The sequence below is a fragment of the Saccharopolyspora sp. NPDC003752 genome (assembly GCF_053605825.1).
Window position 1 is genome coordinate 279843 of the sequence record NZ_JBSGJZ010000002.1, and the last position, 20616, is coordinate 300458.

Annotated in this window: 21 protein-coding genes and 1 pseudogene; 14 read left to right on the forward strand and 8 right to left on the reverse strand. The window is 69.7% G+C overall.

What is annotated here, in order from left to right; all coding sequences use genetic code 11:
* Positions 1 to 54 precede the first annotated feature (54 nt).
* A complete protein-coding gene (locus ACWEV3_RS04235) occupies positions 55 to 840 on the forward strand; it encodes an ArsR/SmtB family transcription factor (RefSeq protein ID WP_452612487.1) in 786 nt (261 codons plus the stop codon).
* Between the two features lie 7 nt (positions 841 to 847).
* Here ACWEV3_RS04235 and ACWEV3_RS04240 read toward each other — a convergent pair whose 3' ends face one another.
* The 4 genes from ACWEV3_RS04240 to ACWEV3_RS04255 all read right to left on the reverse strand — a co-directional run bounded on the left by ACWEV3_RS04240 (position 848) and on the right by ACWEV3_RS04255 (position 6031).
* Positions 848 to 1303, reverse strand: a complete 456-nt coding sequence (locus ACWEV3_RS04240) for a cupin domain-containing protein (RefSeq protein WP_452612488.1) — start codon at positions 1301 to 1303, stop codon at positions 848 to 850.
* Positions 1304 to 1384: 81 nt separating this feature from the next.
* Positions 1385 to 2593 carry a cytochrome P450 gene (locus tag ACWEV3_RS04245; RefSeq protein WP_452612489.1) on the reverse strand — a complete coding sequence of 403 codons (1209 nt, stop codon included), beginning with the start codon at positions 2591 to 2593 and terminating at the stop codon, positions 1385 to 1387.
* A complete protein-coding gene (locus ACWEV3_RS04250) occupies positions 2593 to 3708 on the reverse strand; it encodes a type III polyketide synthase (protein ID WP_452612490.1) in 1116 nt (371 codons plus the stop codon). Before ACWEV3_RS04250 ends, ACWEV3_RS04245 begins: the two co-directional genes overlap by 1 nt.
* A 1474-nt stretch (positions 3709 to 5182) precedes the next feature.
* Entirely contained in the window at positions 5183 to 6031 is an 849-nt protein-coding gene (locus ACWEV3_RS04255; RefSeq protein ID WP_452612491.1) for a universal stress protein, read from the reverse strand.
* Positions 6032 to 6246: 215 nt separating this feature from the next.
* On the opposite strand from ACWEV3_RS04255, the gene ACWEV3_RS04260 reads away from it, so the two are divergent.
* From ACWEV3_RS04260 to ACWEV3_RS04305, 10 genes are all read left to right on the forward strand, one after another.
* Positions 6247 to 6513, forward strand: a complete 267-nt coding sequence (locus ACWEV3_RS04260; RefSeq protein ID WP_452612492.1) for a hypothetical protein — start codon at positions 6247 to 6249, stop codon at positions 6511 to 6513.
* A gap of 107 nt (positions 6514 to 6620) precedes the next feature.
* Positions 6621 to 8210 (forward strand): ABC transporter substrate-binding protein, encoded by a 1590-nt coding sequence (locus ACWEV3_RS04265; protein ID WP_452612493.1) that lies wholly within the window; start codon positions 6621 to 6623, stop codon positions 8208 to 8210.
* Entirely contained in the window at positions 8207 to 9241 is a 1035-nt protein-coding gene (locus ACWEV3_RS04270; RefSeq protein ID WP_452612494.1) for an ABC transporter permease, read from the forward strand. Before ACWEV3_RS04265 ends, ACWEV3_RS04270 begins: the two co-directional genes overlap by 4 nt.
* Positions 9238 to 10089: an ABC transporter permease gene (locus ACWEV3_RS04275; RefSeq protein ID WP_452612495.1), complete on the forward strand. Its 852-nt coding sequence runs from the start codon at positions 9238 to 9240 to the stop codon at positions 10087 to 10089. Before ACWEV3_RS04270 ends, ACWEV3_RS04275 begins: the two co-directional genes overlap by 4 nt.
* Before the next feature lie 8 nt (positions 10090 to 10097).
* Entirely contained in the window at positions 10098 to 11075 is a 978-nt protein-coding gene (locus ACWEV3_RS04280) for an ABC transporter ATP-binding protein (protein WP_452612496.1), read from the forward strand.
* Positions 11072 to 11842, forward strand: a complete 771-nt coding sequence (locus ACWEV3_RS04285; protein ID WP_452612497.1) for an ATP-binding cassette domain-containing protein — start codon at positions 11072 to 11074, stop codon at positions 11840 to 11842. The genes ACWEV3_RS04280 and ACWEV3_RS04285 overlap by 4 nt, the downstream gene beginning before the upstream one ends.
* A gap of 11 nt (positions 11843 to 11853) precedes the next feature.
* Positions 11854 to 12927, forward strand: a complete 1074-nt coding sequence (locus tag ACWEV3_RS04290) for a sugar phosphate isomerase/epimerase family protein (protein WP_452612498.1) — start codon at positions 11854 to 11856, stop codon at positions 12925 to 12927.
* Positions 12927 to 13853: a sugar phosphate isomerase/epimerase family protein gene (locus tag ACWEV3_RS04295; protein WP_452612499.1), complete on the forward strand. Its 927-nt coding sequence runs from the start codon at positions 12927 to 12929 to the stop codon at positions 13851 to 13853. The genes ACWEV3_RS04290 and ACWEV3_RS04295 overlap by 1 nt, the downstream gene beginning before the upstream one ends.
* A 20-nt stretch (positions 13854 to 13873) precedes the next feature.
* Complete coding sequence (locus ACWEV3_RS04300; protein WP_452612500.1) at positions 13874 to 15169, forward strand: hypothetical protein; 1296 nt, start codon at positions 13874 to 13876, stop codon at positions 15167 to 15169.
* A gap of 164 nt (positions 15170 to 15333) precedes the next feature.
* The gene (locus ACWEV3_RS04305) at positions 15334 to 16161 is read left to right on the forward strand and encodes an IclR family transcriptional regulator domain-containing protein (protein ID WP_452612501.1); all 828 of its coding nucleotides are present in this window, start codon (positions 15334 to 15336) and stop codon (positions 16159 to 16161) included.
* 19 nt (positions 16162 to 16180) lie between these two features.
* Here the strand turns inward: ACWEV3_RS04305 and ACWEV3_RS04310 are convergent, their stop codons facing one another.
* Positions 16181 to 16708 carry a PadR family transcriptional regulator gene (locus ACWEV3_RS04310; protein ID WP_452612502.1) on the reverse strand — a complete coding sequence of 176 codons (528 nt, stop codon included), beginning with the start codon at positions 16706 to 16708 and terminating at the stop codon, positions 16181 to 16183.
* A 91-nt stretch (positions 16709 to 16799) separates the two neighbouring features.
* On the opposite strand from ACWEV3_RS04310, the gene ACWEV3_RS04315 reads away from it, so the two are divergent.
* A complete protein-coding gene (locus ACWEV3_RS04315) occupies positions 16800 to 17609 on the forward strand; it encodes an alpha/beta fold hydrolase (protein WP_452612503.1) in 810 nt (269 codons plus the stop codon).
* A 96-nt stretch (positions 17610 to 17705) separates the two neighbouring features.
* Here ACWEV3_RS04315 and ACWEV3_RS04320 read toward each other — a convergent pair whose 3' ends face one another.
* Together ACWEV3_RS04320 and ACWEV3_RS04325 are read right to left on the reverse strand one after the other, a co-directional pair.
* A complete protein-coding gene (locus ACWEV3_RS04320; RefSeq protein ID WP_452612504.1) occupies positions 17706 to 17888 on the reverse strand; it encodes a hypothetical protein in 183 nt (60 codons plus the stop codon).
* Positions 17889 to 17911: 23 nt separating this feature from the next.
* Entirely contained in the window at positions 17912 to 18106 is a 195-nt protein-coding gene (locus ACWEV3_RS04325; RefSeq protein ID WP_452612505.1) for a hypothetical protein, read from the reverse strand.
* Positions 18107 to 18341: 235 nt separating this feature from the next.
* Between ACWEV3_RS04325 and ACWEV3_RS04330 the strand changes: the two genes are divergently transcribed.
* The gene (locus ACWEV3_RS04330; RefSeq protein WP_452612506.1) at positions 18342 to 19067 is read left to right on the forward strand and encodes a dienelactone hydrolase family protein; all 726 of its coding nucleotides are present in this window, start codon (positions 18342 to 18344) and stop codon (positions 19065 to 19067) included.
* 19 nt (positions 19068 to 19086) lie between these two features.
* Here ACWEV3_RS04330 and ACWEV3_RS04335 read toward each other — a convergent pair.
* Positions 19087 to 19639 (reverse strand): annotated as a pseudogene (locus ACWEV3_RS04335) (DUF4158 domain-containing protein).
* A gap of 245 nt (positions 19640 to 19884) precedes the next feature.
* On the opposite strand from ACWEV3_RS04335, the gene ACWEV3_RS04340 reads away from it, so the two are divergent.
* Positions 19885 to 20613, forward strand: a complete 729-nt coding sequence (locus ACWEV3_RS04340; RefSeq protein ID WP_452612507.1) for a TetR/AcrR family transcriptional regulator — start codon at positions 19885 to 19887, stop codon at positions 20611 to 20613.
* Positions 20614 to 20616 lie beyond the last annotated feature (3 nt).

Consider the following 20616-nt stretch of genomic DNA (forward strand, 5'->3'; position numbering starts at 1 on the left):
GCCGGTTGGCTGCCTATATTCATGCAGCCAACCGGCTGCGCTTTGGTAGGTGAGATGGACGACGTGTTCAAAGCACTGGCTGACCCCAACCGTCGCCAACTGCTCGACAACCTGAACGCCCACAACGGCCAAACCCTGCGCGAACTGTGCAGCGGCCTCGACATGGCCCGGCAATCCGTGAGCAAGCACCTCGCAGTGCTCGAAGCCGCCAACCTCGTCACCACCGTCCGACGCGGCCGCGAAAAACTCCACTACCTCAACGCCGAACCCATCAACGCCATCACCGAACGCTGGATCGACCAGTACGACCGGCAACGCATCCGCGCACTCGCAGACCTCAAAACCGCACTGGAGCAACCCGTGAACAAACCGGAATTCGTCTACACGACCTACATCAACACCACGCCGCAACGGCTCTGGCAAGCCCTCACCGACCCCGCCTTCACCCGCCGCTACTGGGGCCTGACCATCGACACCGACTGGCAACCCGGCTCCACCATGACCTGGCACGTACCCGGCACCACGATCACCGACCCCGCCCAGGTCGTCATCGAAGCCGAACCCCACCGCAAGCTCGCCTACACCTGGCACACCTTCACCCCGCAATGGGCCGAAGGCAGCGGCATCGACGACGACACGCTCACCACGATCGCCGCCGAACCCCGATCGAAGGTCACCTTCGAGATCGAACCCCTCGGCGACATCGTCAAACTCACCGTGATCCACGACGGCTTCGAACCGGACAGCACCGTGCTCACCATGATCACCCAAGGCTGGCCCGCCCTGCTCTCCAGCCTCAAAACCCTGCTGGAAACCGGCGAAGCGCTACCCGACGCCTAACAACACCTCACGCATCGAACCGCAACGGCGTCAACTGCTCGATGTCATGCCGCCGCCGCAACTCCGCCACCGCCACATCATCCACGCCCCCCGGAGCCTCCAGGATCTCCAACAACTCCTCGAAGTACCGCTCGTGATGCGACGGCGGCGACGACTGGAAGAACATCCGCGCCGCAACCCCACCACGATTGGCGAACGCATGCGGACACCCCGGCGGCACGAACATGACACTGCCCGGACCAGCACGACAAACCCGCTGCCCCGACTCGCCCTCCCACTCGGACCAGTCGCCCCCACCACGCACGACCGGCTCGAACGCCAACAGCTCCAGCTCACCCTCCAGCACGTAGAACAACTCCTCGCTGCGGGCGTGCACATGCGCACCGACGTCGAAACCCGGCGGCACCACGACCTCGAAACTCGACGCCGCCGACGAATGCGCCCCCGTGACCTTGAACGTCACGTCCTGCGCACCCGTCACGATCCGCTTCCCACCACCAGGCGGAACGACCAAACCCCGCATCAGCGCTGAACCTTCCCCGAATCACCAGGTCACCGGCAGACCGACCGGACCGCGGATCATCACGTCCTGCCGCCACCGGACCTCCTCCGGCGGCACCGCCAACCGAAGCCGGGGGAGACGCTCCACCAAACCACCCAGCAGCACCTGCGACTCCATCCGCGCCAACAACGGCCCCACGCAGTAATGCGGGCCATGCCCGAACGCCACGTGCGGAATCTCCGCACGCCCCAGATCGAACCGCTCCGGCTCCGGGAAGACCTCCGGATCCCAGTTCGCCGTCACGTACGAGACGTGCACGACGTCCCCGGCCCGAATCCGAACACCCCCGATCACCACGTCCTCAGTAGCCACCCTCGGCTGCCCGACACCGCGCTTGTGCGGGATGAAACGCAGCAGCTCCTCCACCGCATGCGGAACCAGCCCCGGCTCGGCCACCAACCGATCCCGCAAACCCGGCTCCGTCAACAGCACGTACACCATGTTCGAACTGTTGTAGCGAACCGCGTGCCACCCGTTCAGCGACACCAGCACCACCAGCGCGCCCAGCTCCTCGTCATCGATCTCGCCACGATCGCGCGCATCACCCAGCACCGTCAGCAGATCATCACCCGACTCCCGACGACGCCGCGCCACCAACTTGTGGAAGTACGCGTACAACTCGTCCTTGATCCGACCGTTGCGAGCCACCTCCGACTCGTCGCGCGCCATGCTGAACAACGTCTCCGCGCACCACATCAACCACGGTCGATCGTCCTCCGGAACACCCACGACCTCACCGATCATCGCCATCGGAAAAGGCGCCACCACGTGCTCCACCAGATCGGCCGGCGGCCCCGCGCTGACCAACGCCGCAATCCGCTCGGCCACCACCTGCTCGGCGCGCGCCCGCAACCGCTCGACGTTGCGCTGCGCGAAGACCTTCGCCGCCACCCGCCGGATCCGCGCATGCCCCGGCGGATCCGCATAGCTCACCGCCCGGTCCAACGGGATGATGTGCTTCGTCATCCGCGGGAACGGCTGGCCCGCGATCGCCGCCCGGCTGAACCTCGGATCCGAGGTCACGAACTTGACGTCCTCGTACCGCGTCACCAGCCACGCCTCACCCGACCCGAACTGCATCCGGATCCGCGCCACCGGCTCGTCCCGCAAGAACGCGGCCAGATCCGGATCGAACCCCACCCCGGCGACGTTCGGCGGCACGTAGAGCCGCACCGGACACCGATCCGACATCAGCGACCTCCCAACGGACGCGCAACCTCCACCTGCTCACCCCGGGGACGCACGATCGTCGGCTCCGGCCCCGAAACCCAACTGCCGACGGCCATCTCCGCACTGATGCCCGGGCCGAAACCAGCGATCACCCCACGCGCCCGATCGGGCACCGAACCCTCGTCGAACATCCGCAACAACGCATCGAGCACGACGCCGCTGGCGATGTTCCCGTACTCGGTGAGCGTCGCCCGGCTGTACCGGAACGCCACCGGCGGCACCCCCAAGAACTTCGTCAGATCGTCGAGGATCCGCGGCCCACCGGCATGGATGATGTAGAAGTCCAGCCCCGAGACATCCCACCGATGGCGATCCGCCAACGCACGCAACGCCGGCGCCAGCGGCTCCATCGTCGTCGGCACCCGCTTGTCCAACCGGAAGTGGAAGCCGGTGGCCTTCACCTGGTAGGAAATCCAGTCCTCGGTGTCCGGGATCATCGCCGCGGCATTGCGCTCCAGCAGAACCCCGCTACCACCGGAACCCCGCACCACGGCAGCCGCGACGGCATCGCCGAACAGCCCGTTCGACAGCAACGAACCGATGTCGTGGTCGTCGGGCTGGTAGCACAGCGAGCAGAACTCGCAGGCCACGATCAGCGCGTTCAAGTCGGGATAGGCGGTGCAGAAGTCGTGCGCGCGGTTGATCGCCGCACCACCCGCAGCGCACCCGAGCTGCGCGATCGGCAGCTGCCGCGTGTCGTGGCGGAACCCCATCGAGTTGATCAGCCACGACGTCATCGACGGCATCATGAACCCGGTGCACGACACGTACACCAGCAGGTCGATGTCCTCGGCGCGCAACCCGGAATTGGCCAGCGCCCGGGACACGACGGCCGGCACGCGCAGCTTGGCCTGCTCCTCGTAGATCCTGTTGCGCACCTCGAACCCCGGATGCTGCAACGTCTCGGAGATCGGCCGGATGAGGTGGCGCTTGCGGACCCCGGTGTTGCTGATCAATCGCAGTGCGAGGGGGAGTTGCGGGTGATCGGCGTGGACTCGACGGGCGTGCTCAAGAGTTTCCTCCACGGTGATGACGTGCTCGGGAACCGCAACCGCCGGTCTGCACAGAACTGCCACCGATGCCTCCAGACGTACGAGCAGACCTGCTGCGAAGCGAATTGGTTCGGCACTCATCATCCGGTGCGGCGGGAGGAATGGTCGTCCGTGCGGGGCCGTTTCCCTCGGCATAGCCACTGATGGGAGGACACAGCGGTGTTGAGTGACCAACTCATGTGAAAGTTGTTCGCGCCCAACGGATTTCCGGATCCGCCGGCACGATTCGACTTCGGAGACAAGGGGAGTGGGGCGGCTCCGTCGCACAAGCCATCAACCCATTGCGATGCGTCTATCTCTGCGGTGTTGATCTCGGACGGGACGCCAAGGGGAGAGGCAGCCGGTGGTCCGGCGCAGTTTTCTCGCTGGCGCGCAACTGGCGAGTCAGACACGCGGGTGCGCGACCGCAGCGCGCACTCCGAGCCAGGAGCCGCCTTCCCGTCGCTCGGGATGCCAGAGCGTTGATGAGCGCGGCGGACTCGGCATGCCTGTGAGGTCGGGCGGTAACGCGACCGGGACGTGGTCGGAGGCCAGGGTGGTGGTCGGGGCGCCCCGCAAATGCATTACTTAACATAATGTACATTATCGGCGTTTTGTCGATCTGCGGAGACGGCGGCCAGAAGGGCCGTTTGTCGGGTTTTCGCGCCATGTTGCATCCGACTTCGACGTCAGATGCCGACGAGCCGGATGGCGTGATTGGCAACCGGCGCCTGACGACTGGCTGGCTCGTCGGCGTCGTGTCAGGCGCTGAGTGCGATGTCGACCATGGGATTGCGTCCGTGAGCCGAGTTGGCGGTTGGTCGACGCGTGCCGTGAGGCTCTGCACCCGCAGCCGCCTTGTGGAGTGCCGAGCTTGGCCGGCTCATGGTGTCGGATGCAGGCGAAGGTCCTCCGGTCGCCCATCCGGCTCGATCTACCAGGCCTCGTTCCTCTGCCTATTAACGTCACAGTGACAAAATCAGGTAGGCGGAACGGGACGTCCATCTGCGGAGCATCATCGAAGCAATCCGCCGGATCATGATCCACATGGTTCGAGGCGGGCCGAGCCGGGCGCGCCATGTGGAACGATCTGGCCTGATGATTCGGCCGGACGTCAAGGCGTGTGGCGTGCCGATGCGGAGCCGTTGAACGTGTGGACCACGAGAGAGCCGATCGGCCTGGGCGAGCGACCAGCTATCCCCCGGGAAGGGCTCCGGCTCTTTCCTCGCGCCACGTCTCCATTTGATGGATAACGTTCATTATCCATCAAATGGGGAAAGGGAATGATGCCGAAGGTCTTGCTCGCGCCGCCCGGGACTTGTTGCTACTCCACGCACATTCGCTCCTGGATGCCGCTGCCCTCGGTCACTTCTGGCAGCTCGCCCCCCCTAACGTCTGCCGGAAAGACTTATCCCCTACCCGTACGCGGTCGGCCCCAATCCCCTCCCCATGCACCAGAGGGCGGTCGGTGCGTAGGCTGCCCTTCCCCGCCGCATCGCCCCTCGATCGTCCGCAGAGGTCACGCCGCGGAGCGGGCGATCAGGACCGGGCACGGGGCCATGTGCAGCAGGGCTCGGCTGGTCGAGCCCAGCAGCATGCCGGTCATGCCGCCTCTCCCCCTGCTGCCCACGACGATCAGCTGGGCCTCCCTGCCGTGTCCGACCAGGTAGCGGACCGGCCGGTCCCGTTCCACCACGCGATGCACCTCGACGTCCGGGTACTTCTCGCGCCACCCGGCGAGGCGCTCGGCGAGCACCGCTCGCTCGGCCTCGTTGATCGACTCCCATTCCTGGTCGTCGTCGCGGGCGAGCCAAGGCTCTACTTCGACGTCCATCCAGACGTGCACGGCCACCAGCGGCGCGTGGCGCACCGATGCCTCCTCGAAGGCTGCGGCAACGGCGGCCTCGCCGACGCGGGACCCGTCGACGCCGACGAGAATCGGCCCCGGATCTGCCGGTTCGACGTCGCGAACACGCACTACGACCACCGGGCACTCGGCGTGCATGGCGACCGTCTCGGCCGTGGACCCGACCATCATGCCCCCGCCTTCACCGAGGCCCCGGATCCCCACGATCACCCGGCGGCCCTGTCCGGATTCCTCGACGAGAACGGCGTGCGGGGCGCCTCGGCGCAGTTCCGACGTCGTCTCGACGCCTGGCGCGACCTCGTCGACCTGCTGAGCGGCCACGGCCAGCCAACGGCGCCGTGCGGACTCCTCGGCGACACGCGCCTTGTCCGGCAGTGATTCCGCTCCGACCGAGATCAACCGCAGTGGCACGCGGTGCAACGCGGCGTCGGCCGCAGCCCACCGCACGGCGTTCAGCGCCGCCCCGGACCCGTCGACGCCCACGATGTTGGCCTTGCGCATGCTCGTCTCCTTCCCCCGACCGACCGTAAGGCCCCTCCAGAACCGCACAAGTCGGGCGTTCCTGGAGGACTTCGTGGCCCAGTCGGTGCAGGTCGGATGCGCCGGGTGCCACGGGCACTTCGTCACTCGTGGCTGCGGTGCTGTCCGAAGGCACTTGGACCCTCGCCCAGCGGGGCTCCGAGCGGTCACAGCGACAGCATCGAGGGTGAGGAGTCGTGCATGCGAACGTTCCCGCTGCCTTCGGGCTGACATCCAGCCTGACGGAGCAGGTCGTCCGGCTGGCTGGGATGGCTCCGTCGCTGCACAACAGCCAGCCGTGGCGCTTCCGGGTCCTGCCCCACCTGATCGAACTGCACGCGGATCCGAAGCGGCACCTGCCGGTCGCCGATCCGGAGGACCAGGAATTGCGGCTGGCGTGCGGTGACGCGACTCGATGTCCTGGTGCTGGTCGAAGGCGGGCCGGGCGCGTTTCGGGTCGGTAACCACCTCGTCGCCCCATTGCATCGGCAACTATGCACGGGCTAGTTTGTACGCGATGCGGGCGGATGTACGTAGAGCGTACATTCGAGCCTTCGCGAAAGGAGCCCAGGTGGCCGGTAGCGGAGCGAGATCGAGGCCGCGGCGCCTCGCCGCGGTGGTGGTGACCCTCGCGTTGGCCGCCACCACGGCCGGGGCGTGCACGGCCGGTGGCCGGGCGGGCGCCACGGCGGGAAACGGGCGGAACATCGTCGTCGCCTACAACAACAAGATCAATTCGCTGGATCCGATCAACGTCGAGTACCAGCAGGCCAACGTGGTGCTGCAGGGCCTCTACGACACGCTGGTCACCTACGACGCCGACCAGCGCCTGGTGGGCCGGCTCGCGTCGGGTTTCGCGCTGTCCCCCGACGCCACCGCCGTCGACATCACGCTGCGCGAGGGCGTCACGTTCCACGACGGGACCCCGCTGACCGCGGCCGACGTCGCGTACACATTGGACCGGACGGCGCGGCTGGCGCGGGGCGCGGCGACCTACCTGACCGGGTACGCGGGCACCGAGGTCCGCGACGCCGGGCACCTGACGATCCGGCTGACCAAGCCGAATTCGCTGATCCTCGGCGGTCTCAGCAAGATCTACATCCTCAACTCCGCCCTGGTGCGGCGCAATGAGGGAACCGACGACGCGCAGAGCTGGCTGTCCGCCAACGACGCGGGCAGCGGCCCGTACCGGCTCACCGAGGCGCGGCAGGGCGACACCTTCGGCGTCCACCGCCACCCCGGCTACTGGGAGTTCGACCCGGCCCGGCCCGACGAGCTCTCGTTCCGGCTGATCACCGAGAGCGCCACGCAACGCGACGAACTGCGCGCGGGCAACCTCGACGTGGCCACCACCCTGACCGCGACCGACGCGGCCACCCTCGACGGCATCGACGGGGTCACCGTCCGCACCTCCCCGACCAACCTGGAATCGGTGGTGGTGTTCAACATGGTCGACGGGCCGACCACGAATCCCGCGGTGCGCAAGGCGATTCAGCTGGCCTACGACTACCAGGGCGCGCTGCGGGCCTTCCGCGGCGGCGCGGGATCCGTCGCCGCGGGGCCGCTGCCCAACACGATGTCGTGCCGCCCGGGCCTGCCGCCGGCGCATCGCGACCTCGCGGAGGCGCGGCGGATCCTGGACCGGGCGGGCATCGGCAAGCTGACGCTGACCATGAGCTTCCAGCCGTCGTCGACGGTGTGGAAGCAGGAGGCGACGCTGCTGCAGTCGAACCTGGCCGAGATCGGGGTGACGCTCAACCTCGAACCGATCGCCTTCGCCGACTACCTGAGCCGGCTGTCGGACCGGTCGAAGATCCCGCAGATGATGTTGCTGGAGGAGTTCGCCCAGTTCCCCGATCCGGGCGCGCTGCTGGTGCGGGGCTACCACTCCGAGTCGGTGGGCACGAACCGCTCCGGCTACGCCGATCCCGAGCTGGACGCGTTGCTGCGGCGGGCCCTGGCCAGTCCCACCGCCGAGCAGGCCTGCCCGAGCTACCTGCGGGCGCAGGAGCTGATCGACCGCCAGGCGATCACCCTGCCCATGTACACGCTGGAGAAGTCGATCGGCTTCGCGAACCGGGTGTCGGGGGTGCGCCCGGCGACGGTCGGGTCCGGGGTGTCGGTGCCGGACCTGCGGCTGTCGGCGGGAGGCGCCCGATGAGCGGATCACGACAGGCGATCTGGTTCCTGGCGCGCCGGCTGGGCACCGCGCTGCTGACGGTGCTCGGGCTGGTCACGCTGGTGTTCGCGATGATCAAGCTGATCCCGGGCGATGAGGCGCAGGTGGCGGCCGGTGACGGCGCCACCCCGGCGCAGGTCGAGCGGACCCGCGCGCAGCTCGGTCTCGACGCCCCGGCGATCGTGCAGTACTTCCGCTACCTGGGCCGGCTCGTGCACGGCGATCTCGGCACCTCCACCGCGACCCGGCACCCGGTGCTCAGCGATGTGCTCGCGGTGCTGCCCGCGACGGCCGAGTTGGTGGTGCTCGCGCTGCTGCTGGCGCTGTTGGTGGCGTTGCCTGCCGCGACGCTCGCGGCGCTGCGGCACGGGGCGGCCACCGACGCGGTCAGCCGGATCCTGGTCGTCATCACCGCCGGGCTGCCGACCTTCTGGCTGGGGTTGCTGCTGCAGTGGCTGCTCGGCACCAAGCTGGAGATGCTGCCGATCTCCGGCCGGTTCTCCGCAGGCGTTGAGGTTCCGACGCGCACGGGCATGGCGATGCTCGACGCGTTGCTGGCCGGTGACCTCTACGCGTTCTACGACGCGCTCCAGCACTTCGTGCTGCCCGCCTCGGTGCTGGCCGTCCCGGTCGCCGCGCAGCTGTTCCGGTTGTTGCGCGCGGAATTGCTGACCGTGCTCGCCCGCGATCACATCACCGTCGCCAGGGCCAAAGGGGTGCCGATGCGGCGGTTGGTGCGCGGGCACGCGGTGCCTAACGCGATGGGTCCGGTGCTGACGCTCACCGGCATCGAGGTCGGCATCCTGGTCGGCTCCGCGGTGCTGGTCGAGTCGATCTTCGGGCTGTCCGGTGTCGGCGCCTACCTGCAGAACGCGGTGGAACAGCGGGACATCTTCGCGGTGCTGGGCACGGTGACGGCGATCGGTGTGCTCGTCGTGCTCGCCAACCTCGTGACCGATGTGGTGCAGCTCGTGCGGGATCCGCGGCTGCGCTCGACCCGGATGGGCGGGTGAGTACCGTGCCGCAACTCGTCAGGTCGGCGCGGTCGAGCAGGCGGAGCACGCTCGACGTGATCGTGATCGCGCTGGTGTGCCTGGTCGTGGCCACCGCGCTGCTGGGGCCGCTGCTGGCGCCTGGGTCGGCGTTCCGCTCCAACGTGCTGGAAGCCCTGCAACCGCCTAGCGCGGCGCACTGGTTCGGCACCGACGACCAGGGCCGGGACGTGCTCTGGCGGCTGGTGGCCGGGGCGCGCGAAACGCTGCTGGCCGCGATGCTCGTGGTGGTCAGCTATTCGGCCATCGGATGCCTGGTCGCGGTGCTGGCCACCGTCGGCGGCCGGTGGCTGGACGAGGTGCTGATGCGGGTCACCGACATCGCGCTGGCGCTGCCCGGGATGGTCGTGGCCCTCGGCTTCGCCGCCGCGATGGGGCCGAGTCTCAAGAGCGCGATCATCGCGATGGTCCTGGCCGGCTGGCCGATGACCGCGCGGCTGTTGCGCGGGGTGATGCACGAGACCATGGCGATGCCGTTCGTCGCCGGGGCTCGCGTGCTCGGGGTGTCCCGGGCCCGGCTGATGCTGCGCCACGTCCTGCCGAACTCGCTGGACGCGCTGCTGGTCAAGTGGGCGGGCGACATCGGGTTCACGGTGCTGCTGCTGGCGGGGCTGTCGTTCATCGGTGTCGGCGCCCAGCCGCCCAGCGCCGAGTGGGGCGCCATGATCTCGGGTGCGAAGGGCTACATCGCCACCGCCTGGTGGGTGGCCCTGGCCCCAGGTCTGGCCATCGCCGTCACCGCCGCGTCCTTCGGGCTGCTCGGCGATCTGCTGCAAGTCCGCCGCAATCCCGCGTTGAGGAAGAAATGAGGTCCGCGATGGTTGCGACCCCGCTGCTGGACATCCGCGGGCTGACGGTCCAGGTCGACGGGCCCGTGGGGCCGGTGACGCTGGTGGATTCCTTCGATCTCGCCCTGGCCGCCGGTGACCGGGTCGCGCTGGTCGGCGAGTCCGGTTCCGGCAAGTCCGTGATGGCCCGGTCGGTGCTCCGGCTGGATCCCGACGTGGCGTTGTCCGGGTCGATCCGCCTGGGTGGCAGCGAACTGCTGTCCAGCGGCGAGGCCGAGCTGGCGCGGGTGCGGGGCGGCCGGGTCGGCATGGTGTTCCAGGATCCGATGGGCGCGCTGAACCCGCTGCAGACGATCGGCAGGCAGATCGCCGAACCGCTGCTGTTGAAGGGAGTTCCGCGGCGGACCGCGCTGAACCGGGCCCGGGAGCTGCTGGACGAGCTCGGCGTGGACCGGGCCGCGCAGCGGCTGCGGGCCTACCCACACGAGTTCTCCGGTGGGATGCGTCAGCGCGTGGTGCTCGCGATGGCCTTGATCGGCGAGCCTGAGCTGCTGATCGCCGACGAGCCGACCACGGCGCTGGACGTGCGGGTGCAGCAGCAGGTGCTGGCGCTGCTGGACGACGTGTGCCGCCGCCGCGGGCTGGCGGTCCTGCTCATCACCCACGACCTGGGGCTGGTCGCGGGTTTCGCCGAGCGGGTCGTCGTGATGTACGCGGGCCGCAAGGCCGAGGAACGACCGGTGCGGCCGCTCTACGCGCAGCCCGCTCACCCCTACACCTCGGGTCTGCTGCGCGCGGTGCCGCGGATCGATCGGGAGACGCAGCGGTTGGCGTCGATCCCGGGTGTTCCGCCGACGCCGTCCGCCCGCCCCGCCGGCTGCGCGTTCCACCCCCGGTGCGAGGTGCGCGTGGACCGGTGCAGCACCGAGATCCCGCGGCCGCGTGCGCTGGAGCACGGTGTCGCCGCTTGCCACCTGCTCGGCGATGATGCGGAGGCCCGTCCATGACCTTGCTCGACGTACGCGCGGTGACCAAGGAATTCCGCGGCACGCGCGCCCTGCACGCCGTCGACCTCGCCGTGGGCGAGGGCGAAACCGTTGGTCTGGTCGGCGAATCCGGGTCCGGGAAGTCGACGCTGCTGAAGTGCGTGCTGCGGCTGGAGCGCCCGGACAGCGGCGAGATCCGCTACGACGGCATCGACGTGATCCGTGCGGACCGGGCGCAGCGCAAGCGGTTCCGGCGGGAGGTGCAGATGGTGTTCCAGGATCCGCACGCCAGCCTCAATCCGCGGATGACGGTCGAGCAGCTGGTCTCCGAGGGCATGTTCGTGCACGGGCTGGAGCGGTCCGGGGCCGGCCGCCGGGACCGCGTGGCCGAGTTGTTGTCGATGGTCGGGCTGGCCCCCTCGGACATGGGCCGCCGCCCAGGCTCGTTCTCCGGCGGGCAGCGGCAGCGCATCGCGATCGCGCGGGCGCTGGCGGTGCGACCCCGCCTGCTGGTCTGCGACGAACCGGTGTCCGCGCTGGACGTTTCGGTGCAGGCGCAGGTGATCAACCTGCTGGCGGACATGCAGGCGGAGCTGGGGCTGGCGGTGCTGTTCATCGCGCACGACCTCGCCGTGGTCGGCCACCTCTGCACCCGGATCGCGGTCATCTCGCGCGGCGAGATCGTCGAATCCGGTCCGCGCGAGGAGGTTTTCGGCGCGCCGCGCCACGAGTACACCCGCGCGCTGCTGGACGCGGTGCCCATTCCCGATCCCACGATCGCACGATGAGAGGACGCCGGATGCGAATCGGAGTAGACGGCCGGAAGATCCCCGAGAGCGCCAAGCGCGGGCCGGTCGCCAGCCTCGACCACGGCCACGAGCTCGGCATGGCGGGGCTGTTCTTCCGGACGGTGCTGGACATGAGCCCGGCCCTCGACCCCGGCGAGCTCGGGGCGATCCGGCAGCGCGCCGACGAGCTCGGCATGTACTTGGAGACCGGGCTCGGCAAGGTCAACCCCTACGCGCTCGCCGAAGCCCCGGAGCTGCGCGCGGTCGGCGACGGTGACGTGCTGCTGGGGTTCCGGCGCATGATGGAGGCCTGCGCGGCGATCGACTGCCGGGAGTTGTGGGTGGCGACGGCGAACTACAAGCCCGCGTTCCGCGGCCGGTGGGCTTACGACCGCTTCCGCACGGACGTGACCTGGGACGAGCAGCTCGCCGCCACCGACCGGCTCCTGCACCGGCTCGCGCCGATCGCGCGGGATCTCGGCATCCACCTGAACCTGGAGACGCACGAGGAGATCACCACGTTCGAGCTGGTGCGCCTGGTGGAATCGGTCGGCGCCGACGTCGCGGGAATCGTGTTCGACACGGCGAACGTCCTGCAACGCGTGGAGCACCCGGTGTGGGCGGCGCGGCGGGTCGCGCCGTACGTCCGCCAGACGCACATCAAGGACGCCTTGATCGCGCACGAGTGCGGTGAGCTCGCGTACCAGATGCGTCCGTGCGGCTCCGGCGTGGTGGACTTCGCGGCGTTGCTGCCGATCCTCGCGGCGGCCAACCCGGCCCTGCACCTGACGATCGAGAACGACGAGTCGCTGGACGACCGGCCGCGGCCGCGCAAGCCCATCCTCATCGAGATCTACTCCCCGGAGTTCCTCGCCGGGCACCCGGACCTGACGGTCGAGGAGATGGCCGCCTACCTGGAGATGGTGCACGGCTACGAGCGGCGGATCCGCAGCGGTGAGCTGCCCACCAGGCAGGACTACGCCGAACAGCCCTACGGCTACGCCGAAACCGTGGCCTACATCCGGCGCAGCGCCGAGCACCTGCGGTCGGTGTGCGCGGCCGCGGACTTGCCGGTGACGGCGTGATGATCGCCGCGCGGGGGCGCGTGGAGATCTGCGCGCGCGATCTCCCGGGCGCCCCGGCCGATCCGGCCGAGGCGGTCGGGAAGACCGGCGAACTGGGTTTCGGCGGTGTCCACTTCCCTTCGGTGACGGCCATTTCCGCGCGCTACGAGACGCGGGAGCTGGCGGAGTTCGCCGCGTTCGCCGCCGATCGGCGGGTCTCCGTGTCGCTCGGGGTGGGCATGATCAACGCCTACCGCCTGGACCGGGCCGCTGAGCTGCTGGCGGCGGGGTCGGGTGATCTGCTGCGCGGCTTCGGCCGGACGGTGGCGTCGGCCGCCGCGCTCGGCGTGCACGAGCTGACCGCGGTCGTGGGTGTGGAGGCGGATCGCTTCGACCCCGCGATCCCGTGGCCGGAGCAGTTGCGCGCCACCGGTGATCTGCTGGCGCGGCTGGTGCCCGCGTTGCGCGACGCGGGCAGCAGGCTGCTGATCAAGACGCACGAGGAGATCACCACCTTCGAGATCGTCGGGCTCGTGGAGTCCGTCGGTCCGGACGTGCTGGGCGTCGCCTTCGACCCGGTGAACGTGGTGGTCCGGCTGGAAGATCCGGTGGCCGCCGCTGGCCGTGTCGCGCCGCACGTCCGCGCGGTCCACCTCGACGACGCTTGGCTGTGCCGGACCTCGCGCGGTCTGGCGCGCCGGATGTGCCCGCTGGGGCGGGGAATCCTCGACTGGCCGCGCTTGCTGGCGGAGGACGCCCGGCTGGTCCTGGACTTCCACCGCGCTGAGCTGGAGCTGCCGTACTTCGACCGGGCCTGGCTCGCCGCGCAGCCCGACGCGACCTGCGTCGAGCTCGCGGCGCTGGCGGCCACTGCCTCGGCGGACCGCGCGCCGGTCTCCGACCTCGGCGTTCGCCTCATGGCGGCGCTGGACGCGCTGCCCCGATGACAGACTCCGAGGAGGATCGCATGCCCACTCCCGACAAGACGCACCGCCGCGAGGGCAGCCACTGGGTCAGCCCGGTGAACTTCGACCCCGAGGTGCAGGGCGGTTTCCGCTGGCCCGATCCGTTGGAGCTGATCGACAGCACGTTGCGCAAGACGTTGTTCACCGCCGGGGCGACCACCACGATCGGCGGTTTCCTGCGCATCGCCGAAGCGCTCGCCGACGCCGGCGTCAGGGAGGAGAGCCTCAACATCAACTGGGGCGGCGGCAGCGCCCCGATCCCCCGCGAACTCGAACTCTGCCGGGCCATCGCGGGCCGCGACTTCGGGTTCCGGCTCAACGTCTACGCGGACACGCTGCTGTCGGACGGGGTGAACCGGCAGCCGGTGACGGCCCGCGAGACGGCCCGGCTGCTGGCCGATCTCGGCGTTCGCGTGCTGGCGCCGGGCATCGTGCAGGCGCCGTCGAAGGAGGCGCAGAAGCACCAGTTGGAGGAGCTCGCCGACTTCTTCGAGCTGGCCCGCGAGCTGGGGATGGACGTGACGATCACGCTCGCGCACGTGGGCAGGCGCGACTGGGACAGCCTCGTCGAGGTGTCCAACGTCGCGATCGCGCTCGGTGCGCGGCGGATCGACCTGATGGACTCCACCAGCAGCCTCGCGCCGGAGGCCATGAAGGTGTTCATCACTCGCTACCGCGCTGCCCTGGTGCGCGACGTCCCGGTGACGATGCACGTGCACGACGACTTCGGGCTGGCCACGGCCGGGGCGATCGCCGCCGCCACCGCCGGGGCGTCCCCGGACGTCTCGGTCGCCGGGGTCTCCTACCGCGCCGGGTTCGCGCCGTTGGAGGAGGTGGTCTCCAGCCTGGAGTTCCTCTACGGCGTGGACACCGGTATCCGGCTGGACCGGCTCAAGCCGCTGGCCGACCTCGTGGCCGCCGAGATGGGGCTGCCGATCCCGCCGCTGAAGCCGCTGGTCGGCGAGTACGCGTTCCTCCGGCACATGCCGGGTGACGTGTTGTCCTGCCTGCGCCAGGGAACCGATGCGTTCCCGCCGGTTTCCGCCTGCGTCGACCCGTCGGTCATCGGTTCCCGGATGCGCTGGGTCTGGGACAGCCTGAGCAACGACGCGATGGCCCGTGAACTGGGCAGGTCGCTGGGCGAGGAGCTCAGCGGCGAGGAAGTCCGGGCGGTGCGCGTCGCGTTGGACTCGGCGGTGGAGCGGATCATCAGCTACCCGCGCTGGCTCACCTCGGAGGAGGCCACGCGGCTGTGCCGGGAGACGCTCTCCGGTGTGCGATCGGCGACCGAGCGGTGAGCGGCATCGCGATCCTCAACGCGTTGCCCGCCGATGCGGCCCGTGATGCGTTGCGCGCGTGCTGGTCGCGGGAATTGGCCGGCCGAACTGCGGACGGCGCGCGCGGAGCCGCGCGGGATCGTCGAGCTGCGGCTCGGCCGAATCCTCGAAGCGGTACGCTGAGCGTGCAGATTGCACACGATGCGCCCGCGCCGGAGGTAGTGGTGGACGAGCAGGACCAGGCGGCACCGTACTTCGTCACCGCCGTGGAACGGGGAATGGCCGTCCTGCAGGCCTTCACCGCCGCTCGTCCCGAGCTGAACTTCACCGAGGCCGGTGAGCTGACGGGGCTGAGCCGCGCCACGACCCGGCGGCTGATGCTGACCCTGCGCGACCTCGGCTTCCTCACCTCCGAGGACGCCCGCACGTTCCGGCTGGCCCCCAAGGTGCTGCAACTCGGCTACAGCTACCTCTCCAGCATGCCGCTGCGCGACATCGCCCGGCCGCACCTGGAAACGCTGTCCGGCCGGCTCGGCGAGACCGCCGGGCTCGCGGTGCTCGACGGAGCGGAGATCCTCTACGTCGCGATAGCGATGTGCCCGCGGCTGACCGCGGTCCGGATCAACCTCGGCACCCGCTTCCCCGCGCCCGCGACCGCCGCCGGCCGGGTCCTGCTCGCCAACCTGCCGCCCGCCGCGCTGGACAAGGCCCTCGCCGAGACGGCGCTGGACCGGGCCGCGGGCACCACGTCCGAGCGGGTGTTCCGCGATCGCCTGGCCGAGATCCGCGGCCAGGGCTGGGCGCTGGCCGACAGCGAGCTCGACGACGAACTCCGCGGCGCGGCGGCCCCGGTCGCCGATCAGGACGGCCGCGTCACGGCGGCGGTGAGCGTCTCGCTGCACAGCGGCCGGCAGACCGCGGAGGCCATGCAGCGCGACGTGATCCCGCAGGTGACGAACACGGCGGGCCTGATCCACGCCGACTTGACCGGAACCCCCCGAGCCAGGCCGTGAGCCGCGCGGCGGGGCCGCGCTACTGCGGGTCCAGCTCGGCGATGGTCCGGTCGAGCCAGTCGCGGTCCGCCCGGCTGGTCGCGCCGGCGAGGGTGAGCATTCCCCGGCGGAAGCGGTCGGGCATGTCGGCGGCGCGCAGCGGCCGGCCCTGGTCGTAGAAGTAGCTGGCGGGCTGGTCCATGAAGGCCAGCCGGCGGCGCAGCACCTGGGCCTGGTCGGCCGGGTCCGGCAGGAAGCGCAGGAACGCCAGCAGGATCAGGAACGAGTTGCGGTCGGTGATCTCGACCTCGGCCGGTTCGCGCAGCCGGCGCAGCAGTTCCGCGCGGCCGCTGTCGGTGAGGGTGAGGACGTTGCGCGGGGTGGCGCCGGTGCCGCGCTCGGCGTGCTTGGTCAGGTACCCGGCGGCCTGCAGGCGGTTCAGCGCCGGGTACAGCGCGCCGTCGCTGAGCGGCCGGATGTGCCCGCTGAGCCCGGAGATCCGTTGTCTCAGGTCGTAGGCGTGCAGGGGTTCCTCGTAGAGGAACCCGAGGATGCACAACGTCAGCACGAGCCCTCCCCTTCCTTGTGTCGATCGCCATGGTAATACCTCTAATAGAGACCACTCGATTAGAGTGACGCCCGAGCGAAAGGATCACGAGATGCCGACGAACCAGCCGACGACGGGACACCTGACCACTCCGGAAGGAAATCGTCTGTCGTATGTGGATTTCGGCGGCCCCGGCCGCCCCGTCCTCGCACTGCACGGCGCCTACGGGCGCGGCCGCGCCTTCCACGGCCTGGCGCAGCGCCTCGGCTCGCGGTACCGGGTGATCGCGGTGGACCAGCGCGGGCACGGACTGTCCGATCCCGCGCGGGACTACGGCCGCGAGGCGTTCCTCGGCGACGCCGCGTCGGTGATCGAGCAGCTGGACCTCGCGCCAGCGGTGGTGCTCGGGCATTCCCTGGGCGGGATCAACGCCTACCAGCTGGCGGCACGCAGGCCCGAACTGGTGGCGGCGGCGGTCGTGGTGGATGTCGGGGCCGAGATCTCCGTTCCCGAGGACACCGCGATCGCCCGCCTGCCGAGGCACTTCGCCAGCCTGCAGGCGCTGCGCGAGGGAATTCGGCGTGCCGTCGCGCCGTTCGGCGCGGTCGAGCACTTCGACGAGAGCGCCGTCGAGGACGAGCAGGGCTGGCGCTTCCGGTGGGACGCGGCGGACATGGCGGAGGTCAAGCGCGGCGTGTGCGGGGCGTGGTGGGACGACTGGGCCGGCGGCGAGCAGCCCCTGTTGCTGATCCGGGGCGAGGACAGTCCGCTGATCCCGCCCGCGCACGGCGCGGACATGGTCCGGCGGCGGGCCAACACCGAGCTGGTCACCATCGAAGGCGCGGGCCACGACCTGCACCTCACCCATCCCGACCGGTTCGCGGCCGTGGTGCGACGGTTCCTCGACGAACTCGCCGGCTGATCGCCGCCTCCGGTCAGGCGGCCCGCAGGGCATCAAGAGCGCGTAAACGGCCTAGGGGAACATCGGTACAGCGGTTGGCGCTGAGAACGATCATGGTCAGGGCGTGAGGCTGCTGACCCGGTTCTCGTACTCGCGGCGGGCCTTGCGCTGGGCTGGGACCGCCGGGACGCCCTGGCCGCCGTCGAGCGGCTGGGCGAGCTGGTCGCGGTGCAGGACTTCGAGTACGTCGAGGATGTGCTGATTGCCGCGCACGAGGCGGAACATCTCGGAGATGTGCACGGTGTCGCCCGGCCGCGCATATGTCAGCAGCTCGCCGAACTTCGGGCGCTGAAGCGGGTGGAGGCGGCTGGAGGTGCCGCCTCTTCCTCGAACACCCGGGGATCTTCGATCTCGGCCTCGGCGAGGACGAGATCCTGCCGGGCGGTCGACTGCTGGTCGGTCGACACCCGCTTGTAGACGAGATTGGCCACGCTGTTCCCCCGCTTCTGCCGACGCATCGGACCTTGGGTGTCATCTAACCCTGTCGTCAGCCGTCATCGGATCTCATTGGATCCGAGTCGCCGTCAGGCCCCGGAATCACCGGGTTCATGGAACGCCGGTCGGACCTGTCGTCATTCGATCGTTTGACGACAGGCGGCCGACGCGTCCGGGCGATGTAGTCGGGACAGACTGCTGTCTGCCATCGGTGAACACCACCCCGAGCGGGCGCAACGGTCATTAGCGTCCAGTCGCATGACGACGGTCGCAACCCGTACGGTCGAATACCCGGCCGACAACCTGACGATGATCGGATACCTCGCGCTCCCGGCCGGCGCCGAGCGCCGACCCGCAGTCCTGATCGGACCCGAGGGGATGGGGCTCAGCGATGTCGAGCGCCGGCGGGCCGAGGCTCTGGCCGAGCTGGGGTACGTGGCGCTGGCCTTCGACCTCCACGGCGGACGCTATTTGGAAGACCCAGAGGAAATGTTGGCCCGTTGCATGCCGCTGCTCGCCGATCCCGACCGCATGCGAGGAATCGGTCACGCCGCGCTCAACGTGTTGCGTGCCGAATCACGGGCCGACCCCGACCGGACCGCCGCCGTCGGCTACGGCACCGGGGGCGCAGTCGCACTGGAACTCGGTCGCGATGGCGTCGACCTGCGCGCGATTGGGACAGTCAACGCACTGACCACGGGCCGACCGGGCGAGGCGGCACGCATTCGCTGCCCGGTATGGGCCGGGGTCGGGTCGGAAGACCCGATCATGCCGCCCGCGCAACGGGAGGCGTTCACCGCAGAGATGCAGGCCGCGGGCGTCGACTGGCGCCTCGTGGTCTACGGAGGAGCCCTTCACGCCTTCCACCACCCACCGGTCGACCACACCGCGCCTCCCGGCGTCGGCTACCACCCACGGCACGCGCAGCGAGCCTGGCGTGACATCGTCGCCCTGCTCGCCGAGTGCCTGCCCGTCACGGATTGATCCGATCGGCTCCTGATACTCACTCCTGCCCGCCGTCGTCGTCTTCGTCCAGCCCTGGGGCATCCGACACCTGCCGGGCCAGCACCGACACCCCAGGCAGCAGCACCCGGTGCCGGCGCAGCCAGCCCACCGCTTGGTTGAACAGCGCCACCGGCCCCTCGGCGTGCGTCCAGGCCCGGCCATGCAGGAAAGTGCGGAACCGCCGCGACCACTCCGCATCCTCGTACTCGTGGTACTCGTAGGCGTCCCGGATCTCCCACGCGTGCTCATACGCCGTCTTCGGCCGCTCGGTGTACCGCTTGACCACCTTCGATGCCGAGCTGCGCGGCCAGGTGCTCGACCACCGGCCGCGGCGCATTGAGCGGGTCGTCCGGGAGGAACCGGCCGATGTAGCGCACGGTGCACATCTGGAGCGCGAAGCCGAGCTGGTGGTGCGAGGAGCGGCGCAGCGCGATCAGGTCGCGGTCGACGTCGTCCAGGAAGAAGAATCGCTCCAGCTCGGGGCGGGTCGGCTCCTCGGCGAACTTCCCGTACGCCTCGGCCTGCTCAGCAGTCAGAAACTCAACCGGCACGAGGCGGACCGTAGCCGCCCGGGAACCCGCTCAGCGATCTTTCTGCGAACCCCAGCGGAGCCCCCGACCGGTGTGCTAGCCGACCGTGATCGTTCTCAGCGCCAACCGCTGTACCGGTGTTCCCCGAGGTCGGTGAACAGCCGCCCCCTGCTGCTTGTCACCTCCGTGCGGCAGGCGTAGCTTGTGCACTCATGACCGAATGAGTAAATCTGGTCAAACATGTGTAGAACATCGTGGAGGCTTGGGTGGCGGATGGTGCTCGGGATCGTTCCCTCGAACGCCGGCAACGCGGGCAGCGGATTCTGGACGCCGCTGCCGAGTTGATCCTGCGCTGGGGTTACGACAAGACCACTTTGGACGATGTCGCCCGGTCGGCCGGGGTCTCGAAGGGGACGATCCACCTGCACTGGAAGAACCGGGAGCGGCTGTTCCTGGTCCTGCTGCGGCGGGAACGGGTCGGGCTGCTGACCGAGGTCCGGCGGCGGGTGGTCGAGTCGTCGCAGCAGCCGTCGCTGCACGACCTGCTGCTGCACACGGCGCTGGTCTACCAGCGGCATCCCCTGCTCATGGCCGTGCTGACGCGGGACATGGACGTGATCGGCAAGCTGGCCCGCACCGAGAAGGCGGCCCAGGCCGGGGACGCGTTGCGCAGCGATTTCGTGCGGTACCTGGAGGTGCTGCACGAGCGGGGCCTGATCCGCACCGACCTGGGGCTGGCCGAACTGGTGCAGCTGGTCAGCTCGGTGTTCCTCGGGTTCTTCCTGGCACCGCCGCTGGTTCCGGCGGAGTTCGCGGTCGCCGACGAGACGCGTGCGCGGTTGCTGGCCGAGACGGCGTGCCGGGCGCTGGCGACCGGGCGGGAGTCCACTTCGGAGGATGCCCGGGACCTCGCGGCGGCCACGGTGTCGTACCTGGACGAGTCCTTGAGCAATGCGGAAGCGAAGTACCAGGCCCTGTTGGGTGCTGGGGAATGAGGG

Coding starts and splice junctions, on each gene's coding strand:
- ACWEV3_RS04255 (WP_452612491.1), bottom strand. CDS start 6,031: ATGCGCAAGGCCAACATCGTGGGCGTCGACGGGTCCGGGGCGGCGCTG.
- ACWEV3_RS04330 (WP_452612506.1), top strand. CDS start 18,342: ATGACGACGGTCGCAACCCGTACGGTCGAATACCCGGCCGACAACCTG.
- ACWEV3_RS04325 (WP_452612505.1), bottom strand. CDS start 18,106: ATGCGTCGGCAGAAGCGGGGGAACAGCGTGGCCAATCTCGTCTACAAG.
- ACWEV3_RS04290 (WP_452612498.1), top strand. CDS start 11,854: ATGCGAATCGGAGTAGACGGCCGGAAGATCCCCGAGAGCGCCAAGCGC.
- ACWEV3_RS04245 (WP_452612489.1), bottom strand. CDS start 2,593: ATGTCGGATCGGTGTCCGGTGCGGCTCTACGTGCCGCCGAACGTCGCC.
- ACWEV3_RS04295 (WP_452612499.1), top strand. CDS start 12,927: ATGATCGCCGCGCGGGGGCGCGTGGAGATCTGCGCGCGCGATCTCCCG.
- ACWEV3_RS04315 (WP_452612503.1), top strand. CDS start 16,800: ATGCCGACGAACCAGCCGACGACGGGACACCTGACCACTCCGGAAGGA.
- ACWEV3_RS04270 (WP_452612494.1), top strand. CDS start 8,207: ATGAGCGGATCACGACAGGCGATCTGGTTCCTGGCGCGCCGGCTGGGC.
- ACWEV3_RS04280 (WP_452612496.1), top strand. CDS start 10,098: ATGGTTGCGACCCCGCTGCTGGACATCCGCGGGCTGACGGTCCAGGTC.
- ACWEV3_RS04235 (WP_452612487.1), top strand. CDS start 55: ATGGACGACGTGTTCAAAGCACTGGCTGACCCCAACCGTCGCCAACTG.
- ACWEV3_RS04300 (WP_452612500.1), top strand. CDS start 13,874: ATGCCCACTCCCGACAAGACGCACCGCCGCGAGGGCAGCCACTGGGTC.
- ACWEV3_RS04285 (WP_452612497.1), top strand. CDS start 11,072: ATGACCTTGCTCGACGTACGCGCGGTGACCAAGGAATTCCGCGGCACG.